The organism is Microbacterium sp. NPDC055665, from assembly GCF_053618035.1.
Genome location: NZ_JBSHGY010000004.1, coordinates 57,223 through 78,676 on the forward strand (window position 1 = coordinate 57,223; position 21,454 = coordinate 78,676).

The following is a 21,454-nucleotide window of genomic DNA, read 5'->3' on the forward strand; positions in this document are numbered from 1 at the left end:
CTGTGCAGCAGCCCTCTTCTGCTGCCGGCATTCCGAACACTCCTGTACAGAAAGCGTCCACACGTGGCAAACATCAAGTCGCAGATCAAGCGCAACAAGACCAACGAGAAGGCGCGCGAGCGCAACAAGGCCGTCAAGAGCGAGCTCAAGACGGTCATCCGCACGACTCGCACGGCAGTCTCCGCCGGCGACAAGGCAGCAGCCGAGGCCGCGCTGAAGAAGGCCGCCGTCAAGCTCGACAAGGCCGTCAGCAAGGGTGTCCTGCACAAGAACCAGGCGTCGAACCGCAAGTCGGCTCTCGCCAAGCAGGTCGCTTCTCTCTGAGCGGAAGCTTCTGAGAAAGGCCCGTCCCGTTATCGGGGCGGGCCTTCTTCGTGTCTCCGGAGCGCCGGGCGATCCGCAGAGTGAGGACGCGCGGCTACTCCTCGCCGAACGGACGACGAGTGGCGATCACCGTGACCATGCGCTCGAGCGCGAAGATCGGATCGCGGGCCGCACCCTTGACCTCACCGTCGGCGCGCGCCGTGGCCTGGATCGCCATCCCGAGCGAACGCTCGTTCCAGCCGGCGAGGTCGCGGCGGGCACGATCGACCTGCCAGTCCTTCATGCCCAGGCGCTGGGCGAGCTGCCTGCTCGGTTCCCGGTTTCCGGCGACCCGAGCCATGGTGCGGAGCTTCATCGCGAAGGCCGCGACCATCGGCACCGGATCAGCTCCGGACGACAGCGCATGGCGGAGTGCGACGAGTGCCTCGCCGTAGCGGCCGGCGATCGCCGTGTCGGCCACGACGAACGCCGACACCTCAACCCGGCCGCCGTAGTACTTGGTGACGACCTCTTCGGAGATGTCACCCTCGACGTCTCCGATGAGCTGCTGGCAGGCCGCAGCCAGCTCGGTGAGGTCATCGGCGAACGCGGAGACCAGCGCGCGAAGGGCCGCCGGCGCGATGCGCTTCTTGGCCGTGCGGAACTCGCCCGCGGCGAAGTCGACGCGGTCGCCATCGCGCTTGATCGCCGGGCAGGCGATCTCGATCCCTCCGCCGGTTCCGGCGCGGACGGCATCGAGCAGCTTCTTGCCCCGCACGCTCGCCCCCGTGTGCCGCAGTATGACCGTCGCCCCCTCCTGAGGATTGTCGAGGTACGACACCGCCTCCTGGATGAAAGCATCGGAGCATTTCTCCACGCCGGAGACGCGCACGAGCCGCGGTTCGCCGAAGAGGGATGGAGACGTGAGGGACAGCAGGGTTCCCGGCGCGTAGTCGTCGGCCCGCACGTCGCTGACTTCGAGGGCGGGGTCTTCGGCACGGAGGTAGTCGCGGACGCCGGCGATCGCGCGCTCGGCGCAGACCTCTTCCGGCCCGGAGACGAGCACGATCGGAGCCGGATGAGGCTCTCGCCAGGAGACCTGAGGAATCTTCGTGGGTTTCGCACCGCCACGGGAAGGGGGACGCGAGGCTGCCATGGATCCAGACTACCGGCGGTCGCCGACACCGCTGCCCGCGCGCTCAGGGCAGTGGCTTGTCCGTCCACACCTGCAGCTCGCCGTCTCCGACGCCGAGAAGGATGCGTCCGTGCTGATCCGTGCGCAGCGCCTGCCCTCCGCCCGCCGAGACGAGGTCGAGGGTCTCGCCGCGGGGATGGCCGTAGTCGTTGTCCGCTCCGACGCTGAACAGCGCCACGCGCGCCTGCACGCCCTCATAGAGACCCGCATCCTGGTCCGCGCTGCCGTGGTGGGCGACCTTGACGACGTCGTAGCGTCCGAGCCGAGCCGTGCGCAGCAGCATCCGCTGGGGAGCTGCCGACAGGTCGCCGAGGTAGAGGGATCGGGGCACCTCTCCCCCGTCGAACTCCATCACCACACTCGCGTCGTTGCCGTCGGGGAAGGCAGCCGAACCCCGCACCGGCCACAGCACCCGCCAGGCGGCCTTCCCCAGCATGCCGCGCTGTCCCATCCACGCCTCCTCGACGCGTGCGCCTCCCCCGCTGAGCTCCTCGAGGAGACGTCGATCGCCTCCCTCTGCGACCGGACCGTGCAGCACTGCGTCGACCCGCCCTCGGATGGCGGCGACCCCGCCGGCGTGATCGAGGTCGAAGTGGGTGAGGACGAGGAGATCGATGTGCCCGATGCCGAGGGACCTCAGGCACGCCGCCAGAGGCTCCGGAGCCGGCCCCGTGTCGATCAGCGCCGCCCGCGTCGCCGAGCGCACGAGCAACGCGTCGCCTTGCCCGACGTCGCACGCGGCGATTGACCATCCGTCGGGCGCCATCGCCGTGGCGAGCGGTCCGTCGAGGAGCACCCGGGCGCCGGCGAGCGAGAGCACGACGATCAGGACCGCGGCCGCGGCCCGCTGCACGATGAGTCCCCCACGCCCGGTCGCCGCTTCCCTGCTCTGTCGACCGAATCTGATGACGACGACCACGATGCACACGCTCACGAGAGCCACGAGCAGTGCACTGCCGATTCCCGCGGGCAGCAGCAGTTGTGCTCCGGGCAGCCGTGCGGCGGTGGTCGCCGTGGTGGCGATCCACGCTGACGGTAGCCAGGCGGACGACGCCAGCAGATCCGCGAGAGTCGGCAGCGGAGCCGCCAGGCAGGCCAGCAGGCCGACCACGGTGGCGATCGGCGCCGCGGGTGCGGCGATGAGATTCGCGGCGATGCCGATGAGCGACTGCTGCTCGGCGAAGAGAGCGATGATCGGGCCGCACGCCAACTGCGCAGCGAGCGGGACCGCGAGAGCCAGCGCCACCGGTCCGGGCATGATCCGCGCCAGCCCGCCGGCGAGTGGTCGCGCGAGCATGACCAGAGCACCGGACGCGGCGACCGACAGCGCGAACCCCGGAGTCGCCGCCAGCCACGGGTCGGCGACGAGAATCCCGGCAGCGCACAGCGAGAGCATGCCCGCGCCGGCACTCGGGCGGCCGAGCAGCACGGTCAGCATGCCGACCGCCGCCATGACCGCTGCACGGATCACGCTCGGTTCCGGCGTGACGAGGACGACGAATCCCGCCAGACCCAGCACGGAAAGGACCCCCCGCAGTGCCCGCCCGGCTCCGCACAGGGCGGCGAACCAGAAGATACCGCCGACGACGATCGCGCAGTTCGCTCCGCTCACCGCGGTCAGGTGGCTGAGACCGCTCGTGCGCATGTCGTCGTTCAACTCCGCGCTCACAGCACGGGTGTCGCCGACCGCGAGGCCCGGCAGAAGGCCTGCGCCGGGCTCGGGGAGTCGCAGGGACCGCTCCACGAAAGCGCGCTTGAGGCTCGCCGCGACGGCGAACACTCCGGAGGCGGGCTCGACGACCTCGGTCTCGTTCGCGAAGACGACGAGGGCCGAGCGCTCACCCGCATCGGTCGTCCGCACCTGTCCGACCACTCGAACCCGGGCACCGAGATCGAAGCCGTCGCCCGGCTCGACTCCTATGCGCACCGGCGCAGTGAGCGCGGCTGGTCGATCTCGGGTGCCGATGGTCATCGTCTGCGCATCGAACCACAGTCGTCCGTCCCGACCGATCGACGCCGACGAAGTCACCTCCGCACTCACCTCCGCCACTCGCCCGGACCAGTCGGCGGCCTGCGCACGCGCGGGAAGGGCGAGTGCGACAGCAAGGCCGGTGGCTGCCATCGCCGCGAGAAGCACCACGGCCAGACCTCCGCCGCCGTGAAGCCGCAGTGCCCGTCTCCGATACATCGCGAGCACCATGAGCACCGCGCCCATGGCGCAGCCGCCCACCATCCACCACGAGGACCTCGGCACGAAGACGCACAGCAGGGCCGCCACCCACACCACCGCGAGCAACGGCAGCAACCGCAGATCGCGCCGTTTCAGGCTCGGTCTCGGCTGCTCCGCGCGGGTTCCTGGCTGCGACATCCCGTCACGCTACGAGAGCGCAACGACCAGACATCACCGCGAGCCCGCGAGCTGCGGACAACCGCAGCCAATCACCACTGGTGCAGAGACAGAACCTCGCTACGGCCGCTGACGTCGCGAGAAGGCACCGGAATGGCAGACATGGCTATCGCGGACGCCGACGCCGACGCCGACGCCGACGGGCGAGTTGCGCCCCGTTCGGTTATCGGTGGACGACCCCTCGCATCTCTTCGGTCGTTCGCATCTCTCGCCCCACAGATACCCGTGGACGTGTCACGCGAGAGTGATGAGGCGGCGGGGTCAACAGGCCGCAGGCGCGAACGGCTTCGAGTCGAGTGCTGACCTGCAACGTCGCGTAGGCGTCGTGGAGATGCCGCTTGACAGTTCCCACGGAGATGACGAGCGCTTCAGCGATGTCCTGGTTCGTCGCCCCTTGTGCTGCGTGAGTGAGGACCTGCCACTGCCGCGGTGTGAGCAGAGCCTGTGATGCCCCGCGCGTCATGCTGATTCGCACTTCCGTGAGCAGTGCGCGGATGGCGCCTCCTGCCGAGATGTGGCAGACACAGGCGGGATACTCATGCGTCGATGGCACCCCGGACTCGTGCAACAGGATCGTGCGCACACGCCTTGTGCGACGGGCTTCTCGCGGTGGAAGCATTGTCGGATCGCTGACCAGCAGGTCTTGCGGGCGCAACAAGTCCACCTCCGGATCAGCCATACGCTGCACCCGGTGGCCATCTGCGAGGAGAGCGTGCTCCACGGCATCGGTCAACCACTCCGATGCCAGACACACGCTCACCTGGGGTCTGGTACTCGGCAAGGCGTCGTTTCGACGACTGGCAGAACGTTCTCAGGCGTCGCTCTGGAGGGTGAGATCAGCCCGAAGCTTCGCCCGCGCCCGCGCATACCTGCTGCGGACGGTCGCCGGCTTCCTGCCGAGTATCTTCGCCGCCTCCGCGAGGGAGAACCCGTCCCAGTGGACGAGCTGGATGACCTCGCGATCGCCCGTGGGAAGTGCCTCGAGTGCCTCCCACACATCGTCGCGCACAGGGCGGGAGTCGCCGCTGATGAGCGCTTCTCCCTTGAGCCTGTCGTTGAGCTTCCGCCTGCGCGAGAGCGCGCGTCTGTGGTTGGCAAGCACCTTCCGGGCGATCCCGAACGTCCACATCCGTGCCTCGATGCGGTCGGACGGCATGGCCTCGACCTTGCGCCACATGGTCAGCAGCACCTCACCGGTGAGGTCCGCGGCATCGTCAGTGGAGACGACCCGTCGAACGAAGTACGCGAACAGTGCCCGCTTGCTTTCATCGATCAAGCCAGGAAGGTCGAGCCTGTCGTCGCTCCACATCGACACCAGCGCCTCGAGGGGCTCCTCGGAACGGCCGGGCATCAGTGCCGCACCCATGTGCACGTCGAAGTGCCGGAGGTGCCGATACCGGGTTCGTTGATCAATTCGAACGGGATTTCATTCCCAATGGCGTTTTCGATGCCTCTGAACACTGTGATCTGGTCGACGTCCTCCTGGGTGAGCTCGGGATCGACGTCACCGTCCCCGACGGAGACTGGGTTCTGCTCGCCGAGGTCGTAACCGCGTTGGCCGATGCCGGTCCAGTCATGCGAGGCGATCCACTCCTTCGCCTCCGTGACGTCCGTGCCATCCCACGACCTGACGGCGAGCGAGTACGTGCACTCCACTGTTGTACCCTCGTCGGTGACGTAGGAGATCGGGATGACGGCATCAGGCGTGAAGTTCGGAGCGATGTAGACGGCTGCCGCTGTCGCTATGGCCCCGACGCTCAAGAGTGCAGCGACGGCCGCTGCGATGCGGACGCCACGCGGGCGAAGCGAGGGCCGTGCGTGCTGCTCTGCGGCATTCCTGGCGACGCGTTCGAGCATTGCGTCAAGAACCTCCGGTGACTCCGACCACTTGTCGTGCGGGGTGAGCAGTCGGTTGAGCTGTGTGTCGTCCATGAGTTTTCTCCGATGATCCGTTCACTACCGCTCATGTCCGATCATCGCCGAAGTGTTGCAGCGGCGCAGGACAAATCTGCAAAGAACGCAAGATATGTATCCATCGGTACATATCATCCTCCGCGCGCGTGTTCCACGCTCGAAGCAGGTCAACTCCGACCTCTGAGAGAAGTGAGGAATCCATGAGTCGTACACGTTCAGCGGCGCCGCGCCGCCGCGGTAGTCGTCCCCTCGGTATCGCAGTAGCTGCAGTGATCGCTTCGATGGGTCTCGTCGGCGGCATCGCCGCACCTGCGATGGCGTGGGGAAACGTCACGGTTGGGGCGCCTGCCGGGTGCACGGGGAGCGCCAAGGGCAGCAGCTGGAAGAGCGGTTCAACCGCACGCGCAAGCACGGCTGAGTCCGGCAACATCTGCCTCGTGATCGTCCCTGTCCAGGCCGGTCTGCGCCTGCCGAACAGCAGCACTCTGTGGAACGGCACGACCGGTGTGGAGTACACATCGGCGTCAGCGATCGCATCGAACGGCTACGTCGGTGGATGGCTCCGCTGGGGCGGCAAGGTCGCGAGTTGAGCCGATTCTCTCGGGGCCCGCTGCTCAGGACCCTCGTCATCGCGGGTGCCGCGAGCATGCTGTTGCTGACCGCATGCTCCGTACAGACGCCGGGTCAGAGTGGCGGGCCCTTGTCAGCGGAGCAGATCAAGAGCACCGCAGACAAGTTCCGTGAGGAGGGCAACGAGTGGCTGGCAGGCTTGCTGGAGGACGGTGAAGTCGACGCTGCCGACTACGCAGCCGCGTCGGAGCGCTATGCCTCGTGCATGCGCGGACTCGGATACGAAGTTCCCGCGCCCATGGTGAACCCGACGAACTCGATGACGCACATCTACGACATCGACATGGGCACGCGTGAGCCGGATGCCTTCGGGGAGGACGACCTCTCGTGCAAGGACCCTGACCTGAATGTCATCGAGGCGGCCTATCTGAACACGGGCGTACAGCGGATGGACGAGTCGCTTCGCATCGCCGCACAAGAATGCATGGCCGAACTGGACTACGAGATCCCGGACGATGCACGAGACATTCGCGCTTTCAGCGGTGATCCGACGGCCGACGAGGGCGCACAGCGCGAAGCAGCCGCGACATGCATTAGTGACGAGGCGCTGCGCCTCTTCCCGGAGTTGCCGTACGTCGGAGTGGCGTATTGAACAAGACCGCTGAGCAATCCCCGCGCCGACGCCGTGACGCAGCCTTCTGGGTCGTCGCGGTCTGCTGGATTCTGGCGCCAGTCATCGGCGTGGGGATGCTCTATCAATACCTCTCCACGAAGACCGTCGTCGCGACTCAAGAAGTCTGGGCGCCGGCGCTCAGCGCCGAAGAAACGCGCGCCCAGGCAGTCGGCCTCGCACTCGAGTGGAGCGACGGTGCCGAGATCCCCGCGCCTGCATGGTCGGGGACGGTCGTTCGCGTCAACGTTCAACCTGGTGGCGTGCTCAAGAGCGGAGACGCGGTCGTCGATGTCGATGGCGTGAAGCGCATCGCGGCCTTCATGAATGTACCTCTCTACCGCGCCCTCGTTCCCGGATCCACCGGGGAGGACGTTAAAGCGCTGCTCGAGTTCCTCAGCACCCGGGGCATCGACGTCCCGGACAGCGACCGACTCGGCTGGGACGCATGGCTGCAGGTCTCCGCGTTCGCGAAGTCCATCGGCGTCGACACCACACAGGGATTGGCGTCCTTCGATCCAGGGTGGCTGGTCTTCATCCCGGCAGCCGAACTCACCGTCAGCGAAGTGCATGTGAAGGCGGGTCGACCGGCTCCCGCCAGCGGCGAACCCGTTGTCACAGCCATGGACCAACTCGTGTCGGCGCCCATCGTCACGCCCGAGGCCATCGCTGAGGTCACGGAGGACAACCCGATCAGCCCAGACGCGATTGCCTCTTCAACTGTCGCTGTTCCCGAAGGTGCCGTCGTACTGTTCGGCCAGAAGGAACTCGCAGTCGACGAGGCTCGGACCGCAATCGATCCCGCAGCGCTCCCCGAGATAGCTGCTGGGGTCACACAAGGAGCTCTCACCTCATCTGCACGCGTCGTCACCCCTCAGCCCGCGGCGATCGTCGTGCCCGCCGCCGCAGTTCTCACCGGCACAGATGGCACCTGTGTCATCGTCCGTGACGGAGAAGAGCGTCGAGTGGTTGCCGCTGAGACGATCGAATCGGTCGACGGCACCTCGCTGATAGCGGCGAAGGTGAAGTCCGGCGAGAGCGTGCTCGTCAACCCCTCAGCTACCGGTGCAACATGCGCATAGTCGCGCGAGACCTCGCCATGAGATTCGGTTCTCGATGGCTGTTTCAGGGCCTGGAATTTGCGTGGGAGTCGCCCGCCTTCGTCAGCGTCACCGGCCCCTCCGGTTCCGGCAAGACAACTCTTCTCGGTGTCATCTCCGGATCCATCTCCGCGACGGTCGGCGACTGCATCGCCGAAGCCGATGAGACGGGAGTGCCTTCGTCCGCGGGATGGATCGTGCAGAACAGTCCCCTTCTCGTCAGCCGGACGGCGCTGAAGAACGTGGCGCTCGGCCCTCTCTTTCAGCGCGTTCCACAGTCCGAGTCGCTGGCTCGGGCGGGGCAGGAGATGGCTCGTCTGGGCATCGAACATCTAGCGAACGTCCGCGCCAAGAAGCTCTCCGGTGGCGAGCGGCAGAGAGTCACTGTCGCTCGCGCCCTCGCATCCCAGGCGCGACTGATTCTCGCCGATGAGCCCACATCCTCTCTCGACGCGGAGGCGAAATTGCGGGTGGCTACCGCCCTCCGCAGTGCAGCCGACGGCGGTGCCCTGGTCATCATGGCGACGCACGACAAGGACGTGGCGGCCTTCGCCGACACGGTGTTCGACATCGGGCAGAGAACTACCTGATGAAGATCGTCGACTGCGTCTCCGAAGCGATCAGCAACGCCTTCGCCCGACCCCTTCAGACAGCGCTGATCGCCGTGCTCTCGGCAGCGCTGGCATTCGCGGCATTCATCCTCCCGTGGGCGACTGTCTCGCAGGCGCACGCGATGCTTGAGCAGGACATCGCCGAGGGGCGATCGATCATCGTGGTCGGCAGCAGTGGAGGACGAATCTCCACGGAGCGCTGCGACCTGCTCCGTTCGGTTGTGGGAGTCACCACCGCCGGTGCCATCCTGCGACCGGTGGAGTTGAGATCCACCGGCGGAAGACCGATCTCCGCTGTGCTGGTCACTCCCGGGTTGCCGGCTCTGCAATGGCCGAAACTCCCAGACCTCGCCCCAGGAACCGTCGTCGTGCCTTCGACCGAGAACGCTCTTGCAAGCGGCGTCCCCACCCCGGCGATGATCGACGGCACCGAGCGTCAACTCACAGCCGGGGGCACCGCCATCTCGGCAGGACGCATCTCCAGCCTCCATGCGAAGGTGATGATCCCGTCATCGACCCAAAGCGTGGCCACCGAATGTTACGTCGAGGCGACTCCAGGGGCCGAAGCAGGGATCACCTCGGTAGCCGCAGCATGGTTCCCGGCCACAGAGGGTGCCCGCACCATCCCGCTGGTGCCGGGGAAACCTGCTGGAGCGACAAGCCAAGAGCACCTCTCCTCCAGCCCTCAACTCTGGGTGATCCTCTGCGCCATCGGCACCATCGTGTTCGCTGTCGGATCGTCCGTCTGGAGCCGGCGCCATGACTTCGCCGTCTACCAACAACTCGGACTCTCACACCGAGGGTCGCTGGTGATGACTCTGGTCGAGTCCACGATCACGGTCTACATCCCTGCCGCAGGGGGAGTACTCGCGGCCGTGGCTGTCGCCAGCCTCGGCGACGTGCGCACGGAGGCGCTCGAGTTCGCCAGCACCTCTGCGGCGATGTTCATGGTGGGTATCACAATCGTTCCGATCGTTGCGACCTTCATCTGCCTCTCCGTCGGCCGTTCGAGCGCCGGGAAACTCTGAACACTCCACACGAAGATCAGTGCCGGCCGTGGCTATACGGCTTCGTCGAACTCCTCACCTGCTCCGAGGGCGTCGCCGACAGCGGGCTGCACGCTGCCGCCGCCCTCCTAGACTCGGCGAACGTCTCCGCGCAGAAGTTCTCCGGGCTCGGGTTCGTTCCGACCGTGGTCGTACGCCTTGGTGAGCGCACCCGACGAGCGACTCTCGTGCAACTTCGGCGCGTCCTACGGGTCGGCTCACATCCTCTTCCGTAGCGACCTGCGAGGATGATTCGCATGATCGAGGTGGATGAGGTCACGGTGTCCGCTGGCGAGGTGACGCTTCTGCGTCCCGTGACGATGACGGCCACGCGGGGTGAAGCCGTGGTGATCCGCGGCAGGAACGGCACCGGCAAGTCCACCCTGCTCCGGGTGCTCGCCGGCACCCAGAAGCCGTCGAGTGGGATGGTGCGGATCGCCGGAGAAGCGGTGGCTCCGCGCGACCGGGCTTTCCGGCGCCGCGTCGCCACCATGATCGGACTGCCCCCGATGGCTCCGGACCTCACGGTGTCCGATCACGTCCTGCTGGTCGCGACGACCTGGCTGGACGATCCGGATGCGGCGACCGCGCTCGCCCGTCGTGTCCTCGCAGAGCTGGACTTGACCGCCTTCGGGCAGCGGTTCCCGCACGAGCTGTCGTCGGGCCAGATCCAGCTGTTCGGCATCGCCCTGGTGCTTGCTCGGCCGTTCGACGTGCTGATCCTCGATGAGCCGGAGCAGCGGCTGGACCCGGAGCATGTCGAATCGGTGATCCGGGCGCTGCGCGCGCGACGCGACGAGGGCGCGGCAGTCATCGCCGCCACCCACAGCCCGCTCCTCGCCGACGGACTCGCCGACCGTGCGCTCTGGTTGGATACCGCGGCATGACACGTCGTGCGTCCGCGGCCATCCGGATCTGGCATGCCAGGAACACCCGCACGAGCGGCGACCGGGGCTATGCGGTCTACCTGTTCCTGATGGTCGCACTGGTAGCTGTGGCGCCGGTCGTACGAGCCGCCTGGCTGACGGTGGCGAGTACGGAGGGCATCTCGCTCCTCTCCTCGCCCACCTCGAGGGAGATCACCGTCCTCGTCGCCGCGGGGCTGTGGGCGGGCGCGCTACTGCTCGGTCGCGACCGCGGTCCTGCCCTGTATCCCCCGTTCCTGACTCATGCCCTCGCCACGAGCGAACTGGCCGGATCCGACGCATTCCGGCGCCCGATGCTGCGCGCCGGTTCACTCGTGTCCGCGGCGACCGCCGCGATCGCCGCGCTGATCGGTGCGGCGCTGGCATCGAGCGGGACGATGGCTCCCCTCGCCGCGGTCGCCTTCGTCGCCGTCGGCGCACTCGTCGGCGTGATCACCACCGTCGCCTGGCTCGCCGGCCAGGTGCTCCCCCATGCTGCGGTGGCGCTCGCCCTCGGCGTCTTCGCGCTGGGGGTGATCACCGCTTCCGTCCCCGCGATGCTGGCGTTCACGCCCTGGGGGTGGGTCGGACTCGCCTATCCGGGCATCGGATCGCCGCACTCACCCGCCGCGTTGATCGCGCTGATCGCGCTGAGTGCGATGCTCGTGATCTCGACGCCGATGCTGATGAACCGGCTCGGCCTCGCCGAGCTGATGGTCCAGGCCGCGCGGTGGGACTCCGCGACCGCACACGCGACGGGCATGGAGTTCAGCGCTGCCGCGACGATCTACCGGCAGCGACCTCAGCTCGGTCGCCGCTTCCGCGCCGTCCGACCGCTCCGACGACACGAGGTGACCTTCTTGGTCCGCGATGCGATCGGAGCGGTCCGAACCCCCGGCCGCCTCGCCGTCGGTGTCCTCGCTCTCGCCGCAGCTGGCGCGCTGACCGCACTCGCGTTCTCCCCGGCCTCCCCCGGCTGGGCGCTGGGTGCAGCGGCCGGACTGATCCTGTTCGCCGGACTCGGACCCCTCACCGACGGCATCCGGCACGCCGCGAGCATCGCGTCCGATATCCCGCTCTACGGGATCAGCGACGAGCAGCTGCTCGCCAGGCACGCGCTCTTCCCGCTGGCCGTGCTGATCATCGTGCTGCTCGCGGCGTCCGTCATGTGCGCGGCCGCGGCGGGGCTCGCGGCGGCAGGACCGATCACGGGTTCGATCGCGCTCGGGCTGCTCACCCTCGTCGCCCGAATCAGCGACGCGATGAAGGGTCCGCTGCCACCCGCGCTGCTCACCCCGATCCCGTCGCCGATGGGCGACCTCGGCGCCGCCGTGCGACTGGCCTGGTCCATCGACGGCCTGCTTCTCGCCGCATTCGCCGGCGCCGCAGCCACACTCGTCTTCGAATCTCCCCTCCTGCTCCTCGGCGCCGCCGTCGTCCTCGTCGGCATCGGCCTCCACCGCTGGCGACACCGCGCGTAGCCCGGAACGGTGTCGGCGGCGACGAGCCGACCCCGCTTCAGTCGACTCCTGGGACGGCTGAACGGGGGTCGATCCCCGCGAACGCCAGCGCGATCACCATGCCGGCCAGTTCCTCGATCTGACGCGCGCGGTGCAGTCCGCCGACGGTGTGTGGGGTTGCTCCAACGGACCGGACGAGGCGGCCCACGGTATCGAGCGCGAGATCGTCGTCGCCGGCCAGCGCCACGACATCTTGCGCCGTTGCTGCTTCCCACCGATCAGCCGGGTGCACGTTGAACGCCTTCACGACGCGAGCTCCCGGAGCACGCTGTGCGATGTGTTCGGCTGCCGATCCGCGGTCGAGGAGGTGACGTCCGACGCCGTGCTCGACCGGGTTCGTCGGATCGATCACGACCTTGCCCGCCAGGGCGCCGTGCACAGCTCCGGTGCGCGCGATCACATCGTCGATGCTCCGCCAGGGCACAGCAAGAAGGACGACGTCAGCCGCCTGGATCGCGTCAGAGGGCGCCACCACGGTCGCCCCTTGACCGATCTGATCAGCGAGGCGCCGGGCGCTGCCGCTCGATCGTTCGCCGATGATGATCTGGTGCCCCGCGTCAGCCCACCTGGAGCCGAGGGCGCGCGCAACGTTGCCTGCGCCGATGAGCGCGATACGGAGAGAGGAGGAGTCAACGGGGGTCGTAGCTGTCATGTCTCGACCGTACGCAGGCCCCTACGCACCGGACGGTGCGTACCGATCGGAGACAATAGAGGGATGTTCGAGAGAACCGGAGACGTCGATGAGCGCGTGGCGGATTGCCGCGTGCGTGCGGCGACCGATGTCCTCAGCCACCGCTGGGACGGCGTCGTCCTCGCCGCTCTCGGCGCAGGACCTCGTCGTCGCGTGGAGCTTCTTGCGGCCATCGGGCAGATCAAGGACAAGCCTCTGACCGAAGCGCTCTCCCGCCTGATGACCGCGAACCTCGTCGCACGTCGGCACGACGCGGGGTCTTCGCCGATCAATCGCTACGAGCTCACTCCCCTGGGCCGCAGCTTCCACGACGGGCCGCTGCAGACGCTGGCCGCCTGGGCTGAGCAACACGGTGAGCAGCTCCTCGACACCAGCGCCTGCCCGACCGAACCGGAGACTACGGCGCTGTAGCCCGCAACGGTGACTCATGAGGGTCAGCCGCGGCGAGGATGCCGTGGTCCCAAGACGACGGCATGCCGAAGGCTGGCGGAAGTGCAGATCGCCGCTCGCCTCACGCTCGGACGCGAAAGTATCGACTGATCCAGAGGCCGGGAACCGGCTCAGCATCCGACTGGTGCACGAAGCCGAGGGACTCGTACAGCGCTCGGGCCGTCGCATTGTCGCGCCCGGTCGCGACGACCGTCTGGGGCGCAAGCGACATGACCTCCATCACCAACGCAGTGCCGAGGCCCTGTCGGTGATGGGCGGGGCCGACCATGAGACGGTCGAGGTCGGCGACGTCATTCTCCATCGCGTATCCCGCTGCCGCCGCGATCTGATGGTACTCGTCGATAATGACGAGCCAGTCCAGGCCGGACGACAGCAAGTCGGACTCCGTCTCGTGGAGCGGCGGAATGCGGTCATCACCGATCAGCTGGGCCTCGACGGCATACGCCGCGTGCTGAAGCTCAAGGAGGTGCGATGCGTGAACACGCACTTCATCTGGGGTGAATCGACGCGTCCGCATGGTCGGTCCCCTCACGTTCACATGGTGGAGCCGGTACGACCATTCCGGACGGCCTTCCTCATACCGCTCCTCGCTTGGATCCTCATCGCTGCTCAGCGACCGAAGGCGCGACCGAGAAGGGGACGAATCGCGCTTCGATGTTCGAAGAATACTGAAGGACCGTGTTCGCTAGCGAGCGCGTCGTCACACCCGTACCCCATCGCGCAGGCCGGCGAGCAGCTTCTCACCGATACCGGGCACGGCGAGCAGGTCGTCGACGGAGCCGAAGCGCCCGTTCTCATCGCGCCAGGCGATGATGCGTTCGGCCAGTGCCGGACCGATGCGCGGCAACGTCTCCAGAGCGGCCTGATCGGCGGTATTGAGGTCGACGCGGTCGTCTCCCGGCGGTCCCGCTCCCGGCGCAGCGGCCGCCGACCCCGCGGTCGGAACGACGATCTGCTCGCCGTCTTCCAGCAGCCTCGCGAGATTGACCGCCGCCAAGTCGGCATCGTCGTTCGCGCCACCCGCCGCCGCCAATGCGTCGACCAGACGTGCGTCCAGGTCCAGCACGTAGATGCCGGGGTGGGCGACCGCCCCCAGAACGTGCACGTACAGCTCCCCGGAACCACCGGCGGTCGACGTCTCATCCGGCAACGGCACGGATGCGGTCGGGGATGCCTGGCCGCGCAGAAGACCGAGGCCGACGGCAGCAGACAGCACGACGAGCGCGAGAACGACCCCGGCTCCGATGCTCAGGCGCAGTCGACGCCGTGGCGGGGGTGGTGCCTGCGGGGATGCCATCCGGCCAAGCTAGGCGCGGGAAACGGACTCCCCGGGCACCGAAGACCCGAGTCGTGGACAACCGCTACCCCCGTGCAGGTGGTGCAGAGCGGCCGGCCCGGGCATTTCCGCAGTACGGCCGACAGGGATGACGGCGACGGCCCCTGACGCTCACCGAAGCGAGCACCAGGGGCCGAAAGTCATCCGCGGCGAGAGGAGATCAGCCCTTCACGACGATGCTGACGATCTTCGGCGCCCGCACGACGACCTTCACGATCTCGCGATCGCCGATCGAACGGATCACCCGCTCGTCGGCACGAGCCAGGGCTTCGAGCTCGGACTCGCCGATGCGCGCCGAGACCTCGAGCTGTGCACGGACCTTGCCGCCCACCTGCACGACGGCGGTGACCGTGTCCTCGACCAGCAGCGCGGGATCGGCGGACCTCCACGTCACGAGGCCGACGGAGGGCTCGTGACCGAGCATCTCCCACATCTCCTCCGCGGTGTGCGGTGCGATCAGGTCGAGCATCACGGCAATCGTCTCGGCGGCCTCGCGCACCGCCGGGTCCGCAGCGCCGGCGTCGCCGTCGATCGTCTTACGGGTGACGTTCACGAGTTCCATCAGGCGAGCGACGAGCACGTTGAACTTCGTCTGCTCGACCAGAGCGGGAGCCTCCGCGAGCAGCTTGTGCGTCGCGCGACGCAGTGCCGCATCGCCGCCGTCGAAGACCACGTCCACGGGGCTCGAGACCTCGCCGGCGACGCGCATGGCCCGCGCCAGGAACTTCTGAGCGCCGGTCGTGGAGACGTCGGCCCAGTCCTTGTCGTCCTCGACCGGACCGGCGAACGCCAGCCCGACCCGGAGCGCGTCGGCGCCGTGGGCATCGAGCTCGTCCTGGAAGAGCACCAGGTTGCCCTTGCTCTTCGACATCTTGGTGCCGTTGAGGATGACCATGCCCTGGTTGATCAGGTTCGAGAACGGCTCCGTGAAGTCGATCAGGCCCATGTCGAACAGCACCTTGGTGATGAAGCGCGCGTACAGCAGGTGCAGGATCGCGTGCTCGACGCCGCCGATGTAGGAGTCCACCGGAGCCCAGCGAGCCGCCTGAGCGGGATCGAACGCCACGGTGTCGCTGTTCGGCGACAGGAACCGCAGGAAGTACCACGAGCTGTCCACGAACGTGTCCATGGTGTCGGGATCGCGCAGCACCGGGTCACCCGTCGCCGGATCGGTCGTGCGCACCCAGCTCTCGGCACCGCCCAGCGGCGACGTGCCCTTGGGCTTGAGGTCGAGTCCCTCGACGCTCGGCAGCTTCACGGGGAGCTTGTCCTCGGGGACCGGGATGATGCTGCCGTCCTCGGCGTGCAGCATCGGGATCGGCGTGCCCCAGAACCGCTGGCGCGAGATCAGCCAGTCGCGCAGCCGGTAGTTCTTCGCGGCACGGCCGGTTCCGGTGGACTCCAGCTGCTCGATCGCGCGGGCGATCGCGTTGCGCTTGGAGAGACCGTTCAACGCACCGGAGTTGATCATGCGACCATCGCCGGTCAACGCGATGCCGGTCGATGCCGGGTTCTGCTCCTCGAGCGCGGCGCCGGTGTCGATCGGCACGCCCTCCTCGTCGACCTCTATCACGGGCATCGCGCCGGTGACGGGAGCGGTCGTGTCGACGACGACCTTGACCGGCAGGTCGAACGCGCGGGCGAAGTCCAGGTCGCGCTGATCATGCGCCGGGACGGCCATGACTGCACCGTGACCGTAGTCCGCCAGCACGTAGTCGGCCGCCCACACGGGCAGCTTCTCGCCGTTGACCGGGTTGATCGCGTAGCGCTCGAGAAAGACACCGGTCTTCGGGCGGTCCGTGGACTGCCGGTCGATGTCGGTCTCCTTCTGCACCTGCTCCAGGTACGTCTGGAAGCGCTGGCGCACCTCGTCGGGCGCGTCGGCCGCGAGTTCGGATGCCAGGTCGGAGTCCGGGGCGACGACGAAGAACGTGGCGCCGTGCAGCGTGTCAGGGCGCGTCGAGAAGACCGTCACCGGCTCCTCGCGACCCTCGATCACGAAGTCGACGTCCGCGCCGATCGAGCGGCCGATCCAGTTCCGCTGCATCTGCAGCACCTTATGCGGCCAGAAGCCCTCGAGCTGGTTCAGGTCGTCGAGCAGTCGATCGGCGTAGTCCGTGATGCGGAAGTACCACTGTGTGAGCTTCTTCTTGATGACCTCGGCACCACAGCGCTCGCAGCGACCGTCCACGACCTGCTCGTTGGCGAGCACCGTCTGGTCGTTGGGGCACCAGTTGACCGGGCTCTTCTTGCGATAGGCCAGGCCGCGCTCGTGCATCTTCAGGAACAGCCACTGGTTCCAGCGGTAGTACTCGGGGTCGGACGTGTGCAGAACGCGGGTCCAGTCGAACGAGACTCCGTACGCCTGGAACCCCTCCTTCTGCTGCGCGATGTTCTGGTACGTCCACTCGCGGGGGTCGGCGCCACGGCGGATCGCCGCGTTCTCGGCGGGCAGACCGAAGGAGTCCCAACCGATCGGGTTCAGCACGTTGTGCCCGCGGTGGCGCCAGAAACGGGCCACGATGTCGGAGTAGAGGTAGTTCTCCGCGTGCCCCATGTGCAGGTCGCCCGAGGGGTAGGGGAACATCGCGAGGACGTATCGCCGCGGCCGGGTGTCCTCGTCGCCGCCGGTGAGGAACGTACCGTTCTCCGCCCAGTACTTCTGCCACTTCGTCTGGATGGCGTGCGCCGACGGGGCCTCGTCGTCGGCGGGAGCGGTGGACAGGTTCTCAGACAACGAACGCACGACCAATCTGAAGGAAAAAGCGGGATCAGTTCAGGATATCGGAACGCCAGAGCGCAGGCATTTCCGCACCGAGCGCGGCCAGGGGCGCTCGCGCCTTCGTCGCCACCTCGGCGACTTCGGCCGCCGGCGCGGAACCCCAGGTGATCCCTCCCCCGGCGCCGACGACCGCCCGTTCCCCGTCGATCAGGATGCTGCGGATGACCATCGCGAGGTCGAGCGCACCATCCGCCCCGATGTAGCCGAAGCAGCCGGCGTAGACGCCGCGCGGCCCGCCTTCCAGCTCGTGCAGTCTCGTCATCGCCGAGAGCTTGGGCGCACCCGTCATGCTGCCGGCGGGGAAGGCGGCGTCGAGCAGAGAACCGACGGTCGTCCCGGCCGCAGCGACACCGCTCACCGTGCTCACGAGCTGATGCACGGCGGGATAGCTCTCGACCACCCACAGCCCGTCCACCCGGATGCTTCCCGGTTCGCACACGCGGGAGAGGTCGTTGCGCATCAGATCGACGATCATCACGTTCTCCGCGCGCTCCTTCCGATCGAGTGCGAGCTCTGCGGCCAGAGCGACATCCTCCACCGGGTCGGCACTGCGGGGACGGGTGCCCTTGATGGGGCGGGTGCGGATGACGCCGCCGTCGACGTGGAGGAACTGCTCGGGGCTGGCGCTGAGCAGCGTGCGGTCGCCGATCCGGAGGAACCCGCCGTGGTGCGCGGGGGTCGCGGCGCGCAGGCGACGATAGACGTCGACGGCATCATACGGGCCGACCACGGTGAACCGCGTCGTCAGGCACAGCTGGTACGCGATGCCGGCGCGGATCAGATCACGGCAGCGTTCGATGAGCGCGGCGTACTCCTGCGGGTCGTGTCGCCCCTCGGCGACACGGGAATCGCCGACGGGTAGCGCCTGCGGGACAGTCTCGTCCGGCGCGTCCTCGACAGCGGAGACTCGAGCCGCCCAGGCCGGGAGGTCGCCGTCGTCGCTGAGCGCCCAGACGCGCCGCGCGGCGTGATCGAAGGCGACCACGTGCGTGGCCCGCAGCCAGACGCCGCCGGTCTCGTTGACGCGCCCGCTCACCGGGGCACCGGCGGCCGCGGCTCCGGACTCGTAGTCGAGCCAGCCCACCCATCCTCCGGAGAACGGCGGAACGGTCCGATCGGCAGGAGCGCCACCCAGTGCCACCTCCCGCGGCAGGGACGAGCGCTCCCCCGTGCCGACGAAGCTCCAGCCCTCTGTGGCATCCGCTCCCGCGTCGAGCCAGAAGAGATCCGCGACCTGCGCCTCGAGCATCCGGAACACGGACGACGGCTTCACCCAGGAGGGAAGTCGTCGAGCAGTCAGCTGTTCGGGCACCTTTCCAGCCTAGGACCGGGCCGCTCCCGTATTCTCATGACGTGGACGACCTCCTGCTCTGGCTCCTCGACACCGTGCAGTCGATCGATCCGGTCACGCGCACTCTGGTCGCAGGTCTCGCCGTCATGCTGGAGACCAGCATCCTCATCGGGCTCATCGTCCCCGGGGACACCATCGTCATCATCGCGTCGATGGGCGTCGCCACCGTCTGGGAGGGCATCGCGATGGGCGTCGCCGTCGTGATCGGCGCGCTGATCGGCGAGAGCATCGGATTCTGGCTCGGCCGTTGGCTCGGCCCGCACATCCGCGTGTCCTGGCTCGGCCGCAAGATCGGCGAACACAACTGGGTCAGGGCAGAGAACTATCTCGAGCGCCGCGGCGGCATCGCGATCTTCCTGTCGCGATTCCTCCCGGTGCTGCACTCCCTCGTCCCCCTCACCGTCGGTATGAGCGAGTACCCCTATCGCAAGTTCCTGGCATGGACCGCCCCGGCATGCATCCTCTGGGCGACCGCGTATGTGAGTGTGACCTCCCTCGCGGCCGGCAGCTTCCGCGAGCTCGTGGATCGCGTGCACTTCGCGGGCTACATCTTCGTCGGCGTCATCGCGCTCTTCCTGCTCCTCGCGTACTTCGGCAAGAAGCTGCTGCAGCGGCTCGAAGCCCGCCATCAGGAGGCACCGGAGTCGGCGACCGACTCCGACGTGAAAGACTGAGTCAATGGCATCGGCTCCCCCAGCCCCCCGGATCCACTGGTTCGCCCGACTCGAGCATCGCTTCCATGTCTGGCGTGAAGGTCGTGCGCGCCGCCGCGGCCGTGTCGCCACGATCCTCCCGTTCCCCGGTTACGGCGGCCCCGGCTGGGTGCGCGTGGTCGGCCGAGTGCTGATCGTGCCCCCGCAGCGGCGCACCCGCGACGGTGAGCCGGCGAGTGTGCGCGGCTGGCGCAGCTTCGTCGGGATCCCCGTCGGGTACGCATCCGTGACCGTGCATTTCGGAGAGACGACGCATCAACTGGTCGCCGATCGCGGCGGCGTGGTCGATGCGAAGATCCCCGTCGACCTGGAGCCCGGCTGGCAGACGTTCATGATCTCGGTCGAGGGACAGGAACCGGTCGAGGCGGGCGCCTTCATCGTCGCGGAGGGGACCACGTTCGGCGTCGTGTCCGACGTGGACGACACCGTCATGGTCACAGCCCTGCCGCGTCCGTTCATCGCGTTCTGGAACTCGTTCGTGCTCGACGAGCACGCCCGTCTCCCCGTCCCCGGGATGGCCGTGCTCCTCGACCAGCTGCTGCGGGAGCACCCTGGCGCGCCGATGGTGTACCTGTCCACCGGCGCGTGGAACGTCGCCCCGACCCTCTGGCGATTCCTCGGTCGTCATCTCTTCCCGGCGGGCTCGATGCTCCTGACCGACTGGGGCCCGACGCATGAGCGCTGGTTCCGCAGCGGGCGTGAGCACAAGCTCACCAATCTGCGTCGACTGGCGACGGAGTTCCCCGACGTGAAGTGGCTGCTGATCGGCGATGACGGTCAGCACGACGAAGCGATCTACTCGCAGTTCATGGACGAGCATCCCGATTCGGTCGCCGGCGTCGCCATCAGACGCCTGCTGCCCGCCGAGGCCGTGCTCGCCGGTGGACGCGCCGACCGCGAGCCGCATTCCGAAGACGTGGCACCGTGGGTGAGCGCGGAAGACGGCGCCGGACTCCGCGACCGCCTCGGCGAAGTCGGCATCCTGCACTGACGAGAACACGGCAGACATGGACACGCTCGTCGAGAAGGCGATCCCCCGCGATGAATGGCTCGCCCGTGAGCAGGCGCATCAGGAACGCGCGGACACCCTGACGGCCGGACATCGCGAGCGCGCCGCCCGATCCGAGAAGCACCCCGTGTGGGACTTCCTCCACACCTACTACTCCTACAAGCCCGCGCAGCTTCGGCGCTGGCATCCGGGAGCGGGCGTCGAGCTGCAGGATGCGCCGGAACGCCTCTCATGGCGCTGGTATTCGCCGGGTGACACCGCGGGCGGCGCCGTGCCCGACCCCCGGTCGTTCGCACAGGAGAAGGCCGACCTCGCCGCCCTCGTCGAACGGATGCTGCGCCGCACGGCCTCGCGCCCCGGCCAGTTCGGCTGTTTCGGACTGCACGAGTGGGCCATGGTGTACCAGGCGGACGAGCATCGCCACGCGGTACCGCTGCGTCTGGGACAGGCGGGCACGGATGCGGTCGTCGAGAACCATGACCTGCGCTGCACGCACTTCGACGCATTCCGGTTCTTCACCCCGGAGGCCGTTCCCCGCAACCGCACGCCCCTGAGCCGTGAGGATCAGCCGCTGTTCGAGCAACCAGGGTGTCTGCATGCGGGGATGGATCTCTACAAGTGGGCGACGAAGCTCGGACCGCTCATCCCGGGCGAACTCCTCCTCGACTCGTTCGAGCTGGCGCGCGACATCCGGCTGCTCGACATGGAGGCCGCGCCCTACGATCTCTCCGCGTGGGATGTCACCCCGGTGCGCATCGAGACGCCCGAGGGCAAGGCGGAGTACGTGCGTCGGCAGCGCGGATTCGCCGAACGCGGTGCCGCTCTGCGCACTGCCCTGCTGGCCGCGTGGCTCGGCGACGGCGCACGAGAAGCGGCCTGAG

General features: G+C 67.9%; 22 protein-coding genes. 12 read left to right on the plus strand and 10 right to left on the minus strand.

Annotation, left to right across the window (positions count from 1 at the left end; translation table 11 throughout):
- The first annotated feature begins 63 nt into the window (after nt 1-63).
- On the plus strand, nt 64-324 hold the full coding sequence (gene rpsT, locus ACWGO6_RS11925; protein ID WP_017830351.1) for a 30S ribosomal protein S20: 261 nt from the start codon (nt 64-66) through the stop codon (nt 322-324).
- Nucleotides 325-418: 94 nt separating this feature from the next.
- Here rpsT and holA read toward each other — a convergent pair whose 3' ends face one another.
- From holA to ACWGO6_RS11950, 5 genes are all read right to left on the minus strand, one after another.
- Nucleotides 419-1,459, minus strand: coding sequence for a DNA polymerase III subunit delta (gene holA / locus ACWGO6_RS11930; protein ID WP_452326805.1), 1,041 nt, complete (start codon nt 1,457-1,459; stop codon nt 419-421).
- Between the two features lie 43 nt (nt 1,460-1,502).
- On the minus strand, nt 1,503-3,866 hold the full coding sequence (locus ACWGO6_RS11935) for a ComEC/Rec2 family competence protein (protein ID WP_452326806.1): 2,364 nt from the start codon (nt 3,864-3,866) through the stop codon (nt 1,503-1,505).
- Between the two features lie 202 nt (nt 3,867-4,068).
- Entirely contained in the window at nt 4,069-4,584 is a 516-nt protein-coding gene (locus tag ACWGO6_RS11940; RefSeq protein WP_452326922.1) for a response regulator transcription factor, read from the minus strand.
- A 132-nt stretch (nt 4,585-4,716) separates the two neighbouring features.
- Nucleotides 4,717-5,256, minus strand: a complete 540-nt coding sequence (locus tag ACWGO6_RS11945) for an RNA polymerase sigma factor (protein WP_168429519.1) — start codon at nt 5,254-5,256, stop codon at nt 4,717-4,719.
- Nucleotides 5,256-5,837 carry a hypothetical protein gene (locus ACWGO6_RS11950; RefSeq protein WP_136040657.1) on the minus strand — a complete coding sequence of 194 codons (582 nt, stop codon included), beginning with the start codon at nt 5,835-5,837 and terminating at the stop codon, nt 5,256-5,258. Before ACWGO6_RS11950 ends, ACWGO6_RS11945 begins: the two co-directional genes overlap by 1 nt.
- 419 nt (nt 5,838-6,256) lie before the next feature.
- On the opposite strand from ACWGO6_RS11950, the gene ACWGO6_RS11955 reads away from it, so the two are divergent.
- The 7 genes from ACWGO6_RS11955 to ACWGO6_RS11985 all read left to right on the plus strand — a co-directional run bounded on the left by ACWGO6_RS11955 (nt 6,257) and on the right by ACWGO6_RS11985 (nt 12,202).
- Nucleotides 6,257-6,409 carry a hypothetical protein gene (locus ACWGO6_RS11955; RefSeq protein WP_452326807.1) on the plus strand — a complete coding sequence of 51 codons (153 nt, stop codon included), beginning with the start codon at nt 6,257-6,259 and terminating at the stop codon, nt 6,407-6,409.
- A 56-nt stretch (nt 6,410-6,465) separates the two neighbouring features.
- Entirely contained in the window at nt 6,466-7,041 is a 576-nt protein-coding gene (locus tag ACWGO6_RS11960) for a hypothetical protein (protein WP_136040658.1), read from the plus strand.
- Nucleotides 7,038-8,141 (plus strand): hypothetical protein, encoded by a 1,104-nt coding sequence (locus ACWGO6_RS11965; protein WP_136040659.1) that lies wholly within the window; start codon nt 7,038-7,040, stop codon nt 8,139-8,141. Before ACWGO6_RS11960 ends, ACWGO6_RS11965 begins: the two co-directional genes overlap by 4 nt.
- Nucleotides 8,142-8,158: 17 nt before the next feature.
- A complete protein-coding gene (locus ACWGO6_RS11970) occupies nt 8,159-8,749 on the plus strand; it encodes an ATP-binding cassette domain-containing protein (protein ID WP_452326808.1) in 591 nt (196 codons plus the stop codon).
- The gene (locus ACWGO6_RS11975; protein WP_452326809.1) at nt 8,749-9,798 is read left to right on the plus strand and encodes a hypothetical protein; all 1,050 of its coding nucleotides are present in this window, start codon (nt 8,749-8,751) and stop codon (nt 9,796-9,798) included. Before ACWGO6_RS11970 ends, ACWGO6_RS11975 begins: the two co-directional genes overlap by 1 nt.
- Nucleotides 9,799-10,073: 275 nt before the next feature.
- Complete coding sequence (locus ACWGO6_RS11980) at nt 10,074-10,703, plus strand: ABC transporter ATP-binding protein (RefSeq protein WP_452326810.1); 630 nt, start codon at nt 10,074-10,076, stop codon at nt 10,701-10,703.
- Complete coding sequence (locus ACWGO6_RS11985) at nt 10,700-12,202, plus strand: hypothetical protein (RefSeq protein ID WP_136040663.1); 1,503 nt, start codon at nt 10,700-10,702, stop codon at nt 12,200-12,202. The genes ACWGO6_RS11980 and ACWGO6_RS11985 overlap by 4 nt, the downstream gene beginning before the upstream one ends.
- 37 nt (nt 12,203-12,239) lie before the next feature.
- Here ACWGO6_RS11985 and ACWGO6_RS11990 read toward each other — a convergent pair whose 3' ends face one another.
- On the minus strand, nt 12,240-12,893 hold the full coding sequence (locus ACWGO6_RS11990; RefSeq protein WP_452326811.1) for an NADPH-dependent F420 reductase: 654 nt from the start codon (nt 12,891-12,893) through the stop codon (nt 12,240-12,242).
- A 63-nt stretch (nt 12,894-12,956) separates the two neighbouring features.
- On the opposite strand from ACWGO6_RS11990, the gene ACWGO6_RS11995 reads away from it, so the two are divergent.
- Nucleotides 12,957-13,343: a winged helix-turn-helix transcriptional regulator gene (locus tag ACWGO6_RS11995; RefSeq protein WP_136040665.1), complete on the plus strand. Its 387-nt coding sequence runs from the start codon at nt 12,957-12,959 to the stop codon at nt 13,341-13,343.
- A 100-nt stretch (nt 13,344-13,443) separates the two neighbouring features.
- Here ACWGO6_RS11995 and ACWGO6_RS12000 read toward each other — a convergent pair whose 3' ends face one another.
- The 4 genes from ACWGO6_RS12000 to ACWGO6_RS12015 all read right to left on the minus strand — a co-directional run bounded on the left by ACWGO6_RS12000 (nt 13,444) and on the right by ACWGO6_RS12015 (nt 18,812).
- Nucleotides 13,444-13,869, minus strand: a complete 426-nt coding sequence (locus ACWGO6_RS12000) for a GNAT family N-acetyltransferase (RefSeq protein ID WP_452326812.1) — start codon at nt 13,867-13,869, stop codon at nt 13,444-13,446.
- Nucleotides 13,870-14,082: 213 nt separating this feature from the next.
- Complete coding sequence (locus tag ACWGO6_RS12005; RefSeq protein ID WP_136040667.1) at nt 14,083-14,679, minus strand: ComEA family DNA-binding protein; 597 nt, start codon at nt 14,677-14,679, stop codon at nt 14,083-14,085.
- Between the two features lie 199 nt (nt 14,680-14,878).
- Nucleotides 14,879-17,455, minus strand: coding sequence for a leucine--tRNA ligase (leuS, locus tag ACWGO6_RS12010; RefSeq protein WP_452326813.1), 2,577 nt, complete (start codon nt 17,453-17,455; stop codon nt 14,879-14,881).
- A 34-nt stretch (nt 17,456-17,489) separates the two neighbouring features.
- Nucleotides 17,490-18,812 (minus strand): anthranilate synthase component I family protein, encoded by a 1,323-nt coding sequence (locus ACWGO6_RS12015; protein WP_452326814.1) that lies wholly within the window; start codon nt 18,810-18,812, stop codon nt 17,490-17,492.
- Nucleotides 18,813-18,853: 41 nt separating this feature from the next.
- Between ACWGO6_RS12015 and ACWGO6_RS12020 the strand changes: the two genes are divergently transcribed.
- From ACWGO6_RS12020 to ACWGO6_RS12030, 3 genes are read left to right on the plus strand one after another with little or no spacing between them, the layout of a single operon-like run.
- Nucleotides 18,854-19,525 carry a DedA family protein gene (locus ACWGO6_RS12020; RefSeq protein ID WP_136040668.1) on the plus strand — a complete coding sequence of 224 codons (672 nt, stop codon included), beginning with the start codon at nt 18,854-18,856 and terminating at the stop codon, nt 19,523-19,525.
- 4 nt (nt 19,526-19,529) lie between these two features.
- A complete protein-coding gene (locus ACWGO6_RS12025) occupies nt 19,530-20,555 on the plus strand; it encodes an App1 family protein (RefSeq protein ID WP_452326815.1) in 1,026 nt (341 codons plus the stop codon).
- Nucleotides 20,556-20,571: 16 nt separating this feature from the next.
- The gene (locus tag ACWGO6_RS12030) at nt 20,572-21,453 is read left to right on the plus strand and encodes a 3-methyladenine DNA glycosylase (RefSeq protein WP_452326816.1); all 882 of its coding nucleotides are present in this window, start codon (nt 20,572-20,574) and stop codon (nt 21,451-21,453) included.
- Nucleotide 21,454: the final 1 nt, after the last annotated feature.

Excerpts from the sequence above, each read along its gene's own strand:
- holA (WP_452326805.1), bottom strand. The coding sequence starts at position 1,459 with ATGGCAGCCTCGCGTCCCCCTTCCCGTGGCGGTGCGAAACCCACGAAG.
- ACWGO6_RS11935 (WP_452326806.1), bottom strand. The coding sequence starts at position 3,866 with ATGTCGCAGCCAGGAACCCGCGCGGAGCAGCCGAGACCGAGCCTGAAA.
- ACWGO6_RS11940 (WP_452326922.1), bottom strand. The coding sequence starts at position 4,584 with ATGGCTGATCCGGAGGTGGACTTGTTGCGCCCGCAAGACCTGCTGGTC.
- ACWGO6_RS11945 (WP_168429519.1), bottom strand. The coding sequence starts at position 5,256 with ATGCCCGGCCGTTCCGAGGAGCCCCTCGAGGCGCTGGTGTCGATGTGG.
- ACWGO6_RS11950 (WP_136040657.1), bottom strand. The coding sequence starts at position 5,837 with ATGGACGACACACAGCTCAACCGACTGCTCACCCCGCACGACAAGTGG.
- ACWGO6_RS11960 (WP_136040658.1), top strand. The coding sequence starts at position 6,466 with ATGCTGTTGCTGACCGCATGCTCCGTACAGACGCCGGGTCAGAGTGGC.
- ACWGO6_RS11970 (WP_452326808.1), top strand. The coding sequence starts at position 8,159 with ATGAGATTCGGTTCTCGATGGCTGTTTCAGGGCCTGGAATTTGCGTGG.
- ACWGO6_RS11975 (WP_452326809.1), top strand. The coding sequence starts at position 8,749 with ATGAAGATCGTCGACTGCGTCTCCGAAGCGATCAGCAACGCCTTCGCC.
- ACWGO6_RS11980 (WP_452326810.1), top strand. The coding sequence starts at position 10,074 with ATGATCGAGGTGGATGAGGTCACGGTGTCCGCTGGCGAGGTGACGCTT.
- ACWGO6_RS11985 (WP_136040663.1), top strand. The coding sequence starts at position 10,700 with ATGACACGTCGTGCGTCCGCGGCCATCCGGATCTGGCATGCCAGGAAC.
- ACWGO6_RS11990 (WP_452326811.1), bottom strand. The coding sequence starts at position 12,893 with ATGACAGCTACGACCCCCGTTGACTCCTCCTCTCTCCGTATCGCGCTC.
- ACWGO6_RS11995 (WP_136040665.1), top strand. The coding sequence starts at position 12,957 with ATGTTCGAGAGAACCGGAGACGTCGATGAGCGCGTGGCGGATTGCCGC.
- ACWGO6_RS12005 (WP_136040667.1), bottom strand. The coding sequence starts at position 14,679 with ATGGCATCCCCGCAGGCACCACCCCCGCCACGGCGTCGACTGCGCCTG.
- ACWGO6_RS12025 (WP_452326815.1), top strand. The coding sequence starts at position 19,530 with ATGGCATCGGCTCCCCCAGCCCCCCGGATCCACTGGTTCGCCCGACTC.
- ACWGO6_RS12030 (WP_452326816.1), top strand. The coding sequence starts at position 20,572 with ATGGACACGCTCGTCGAGAAGGCGATCCCCCGCGATGAATGGCTCGCC.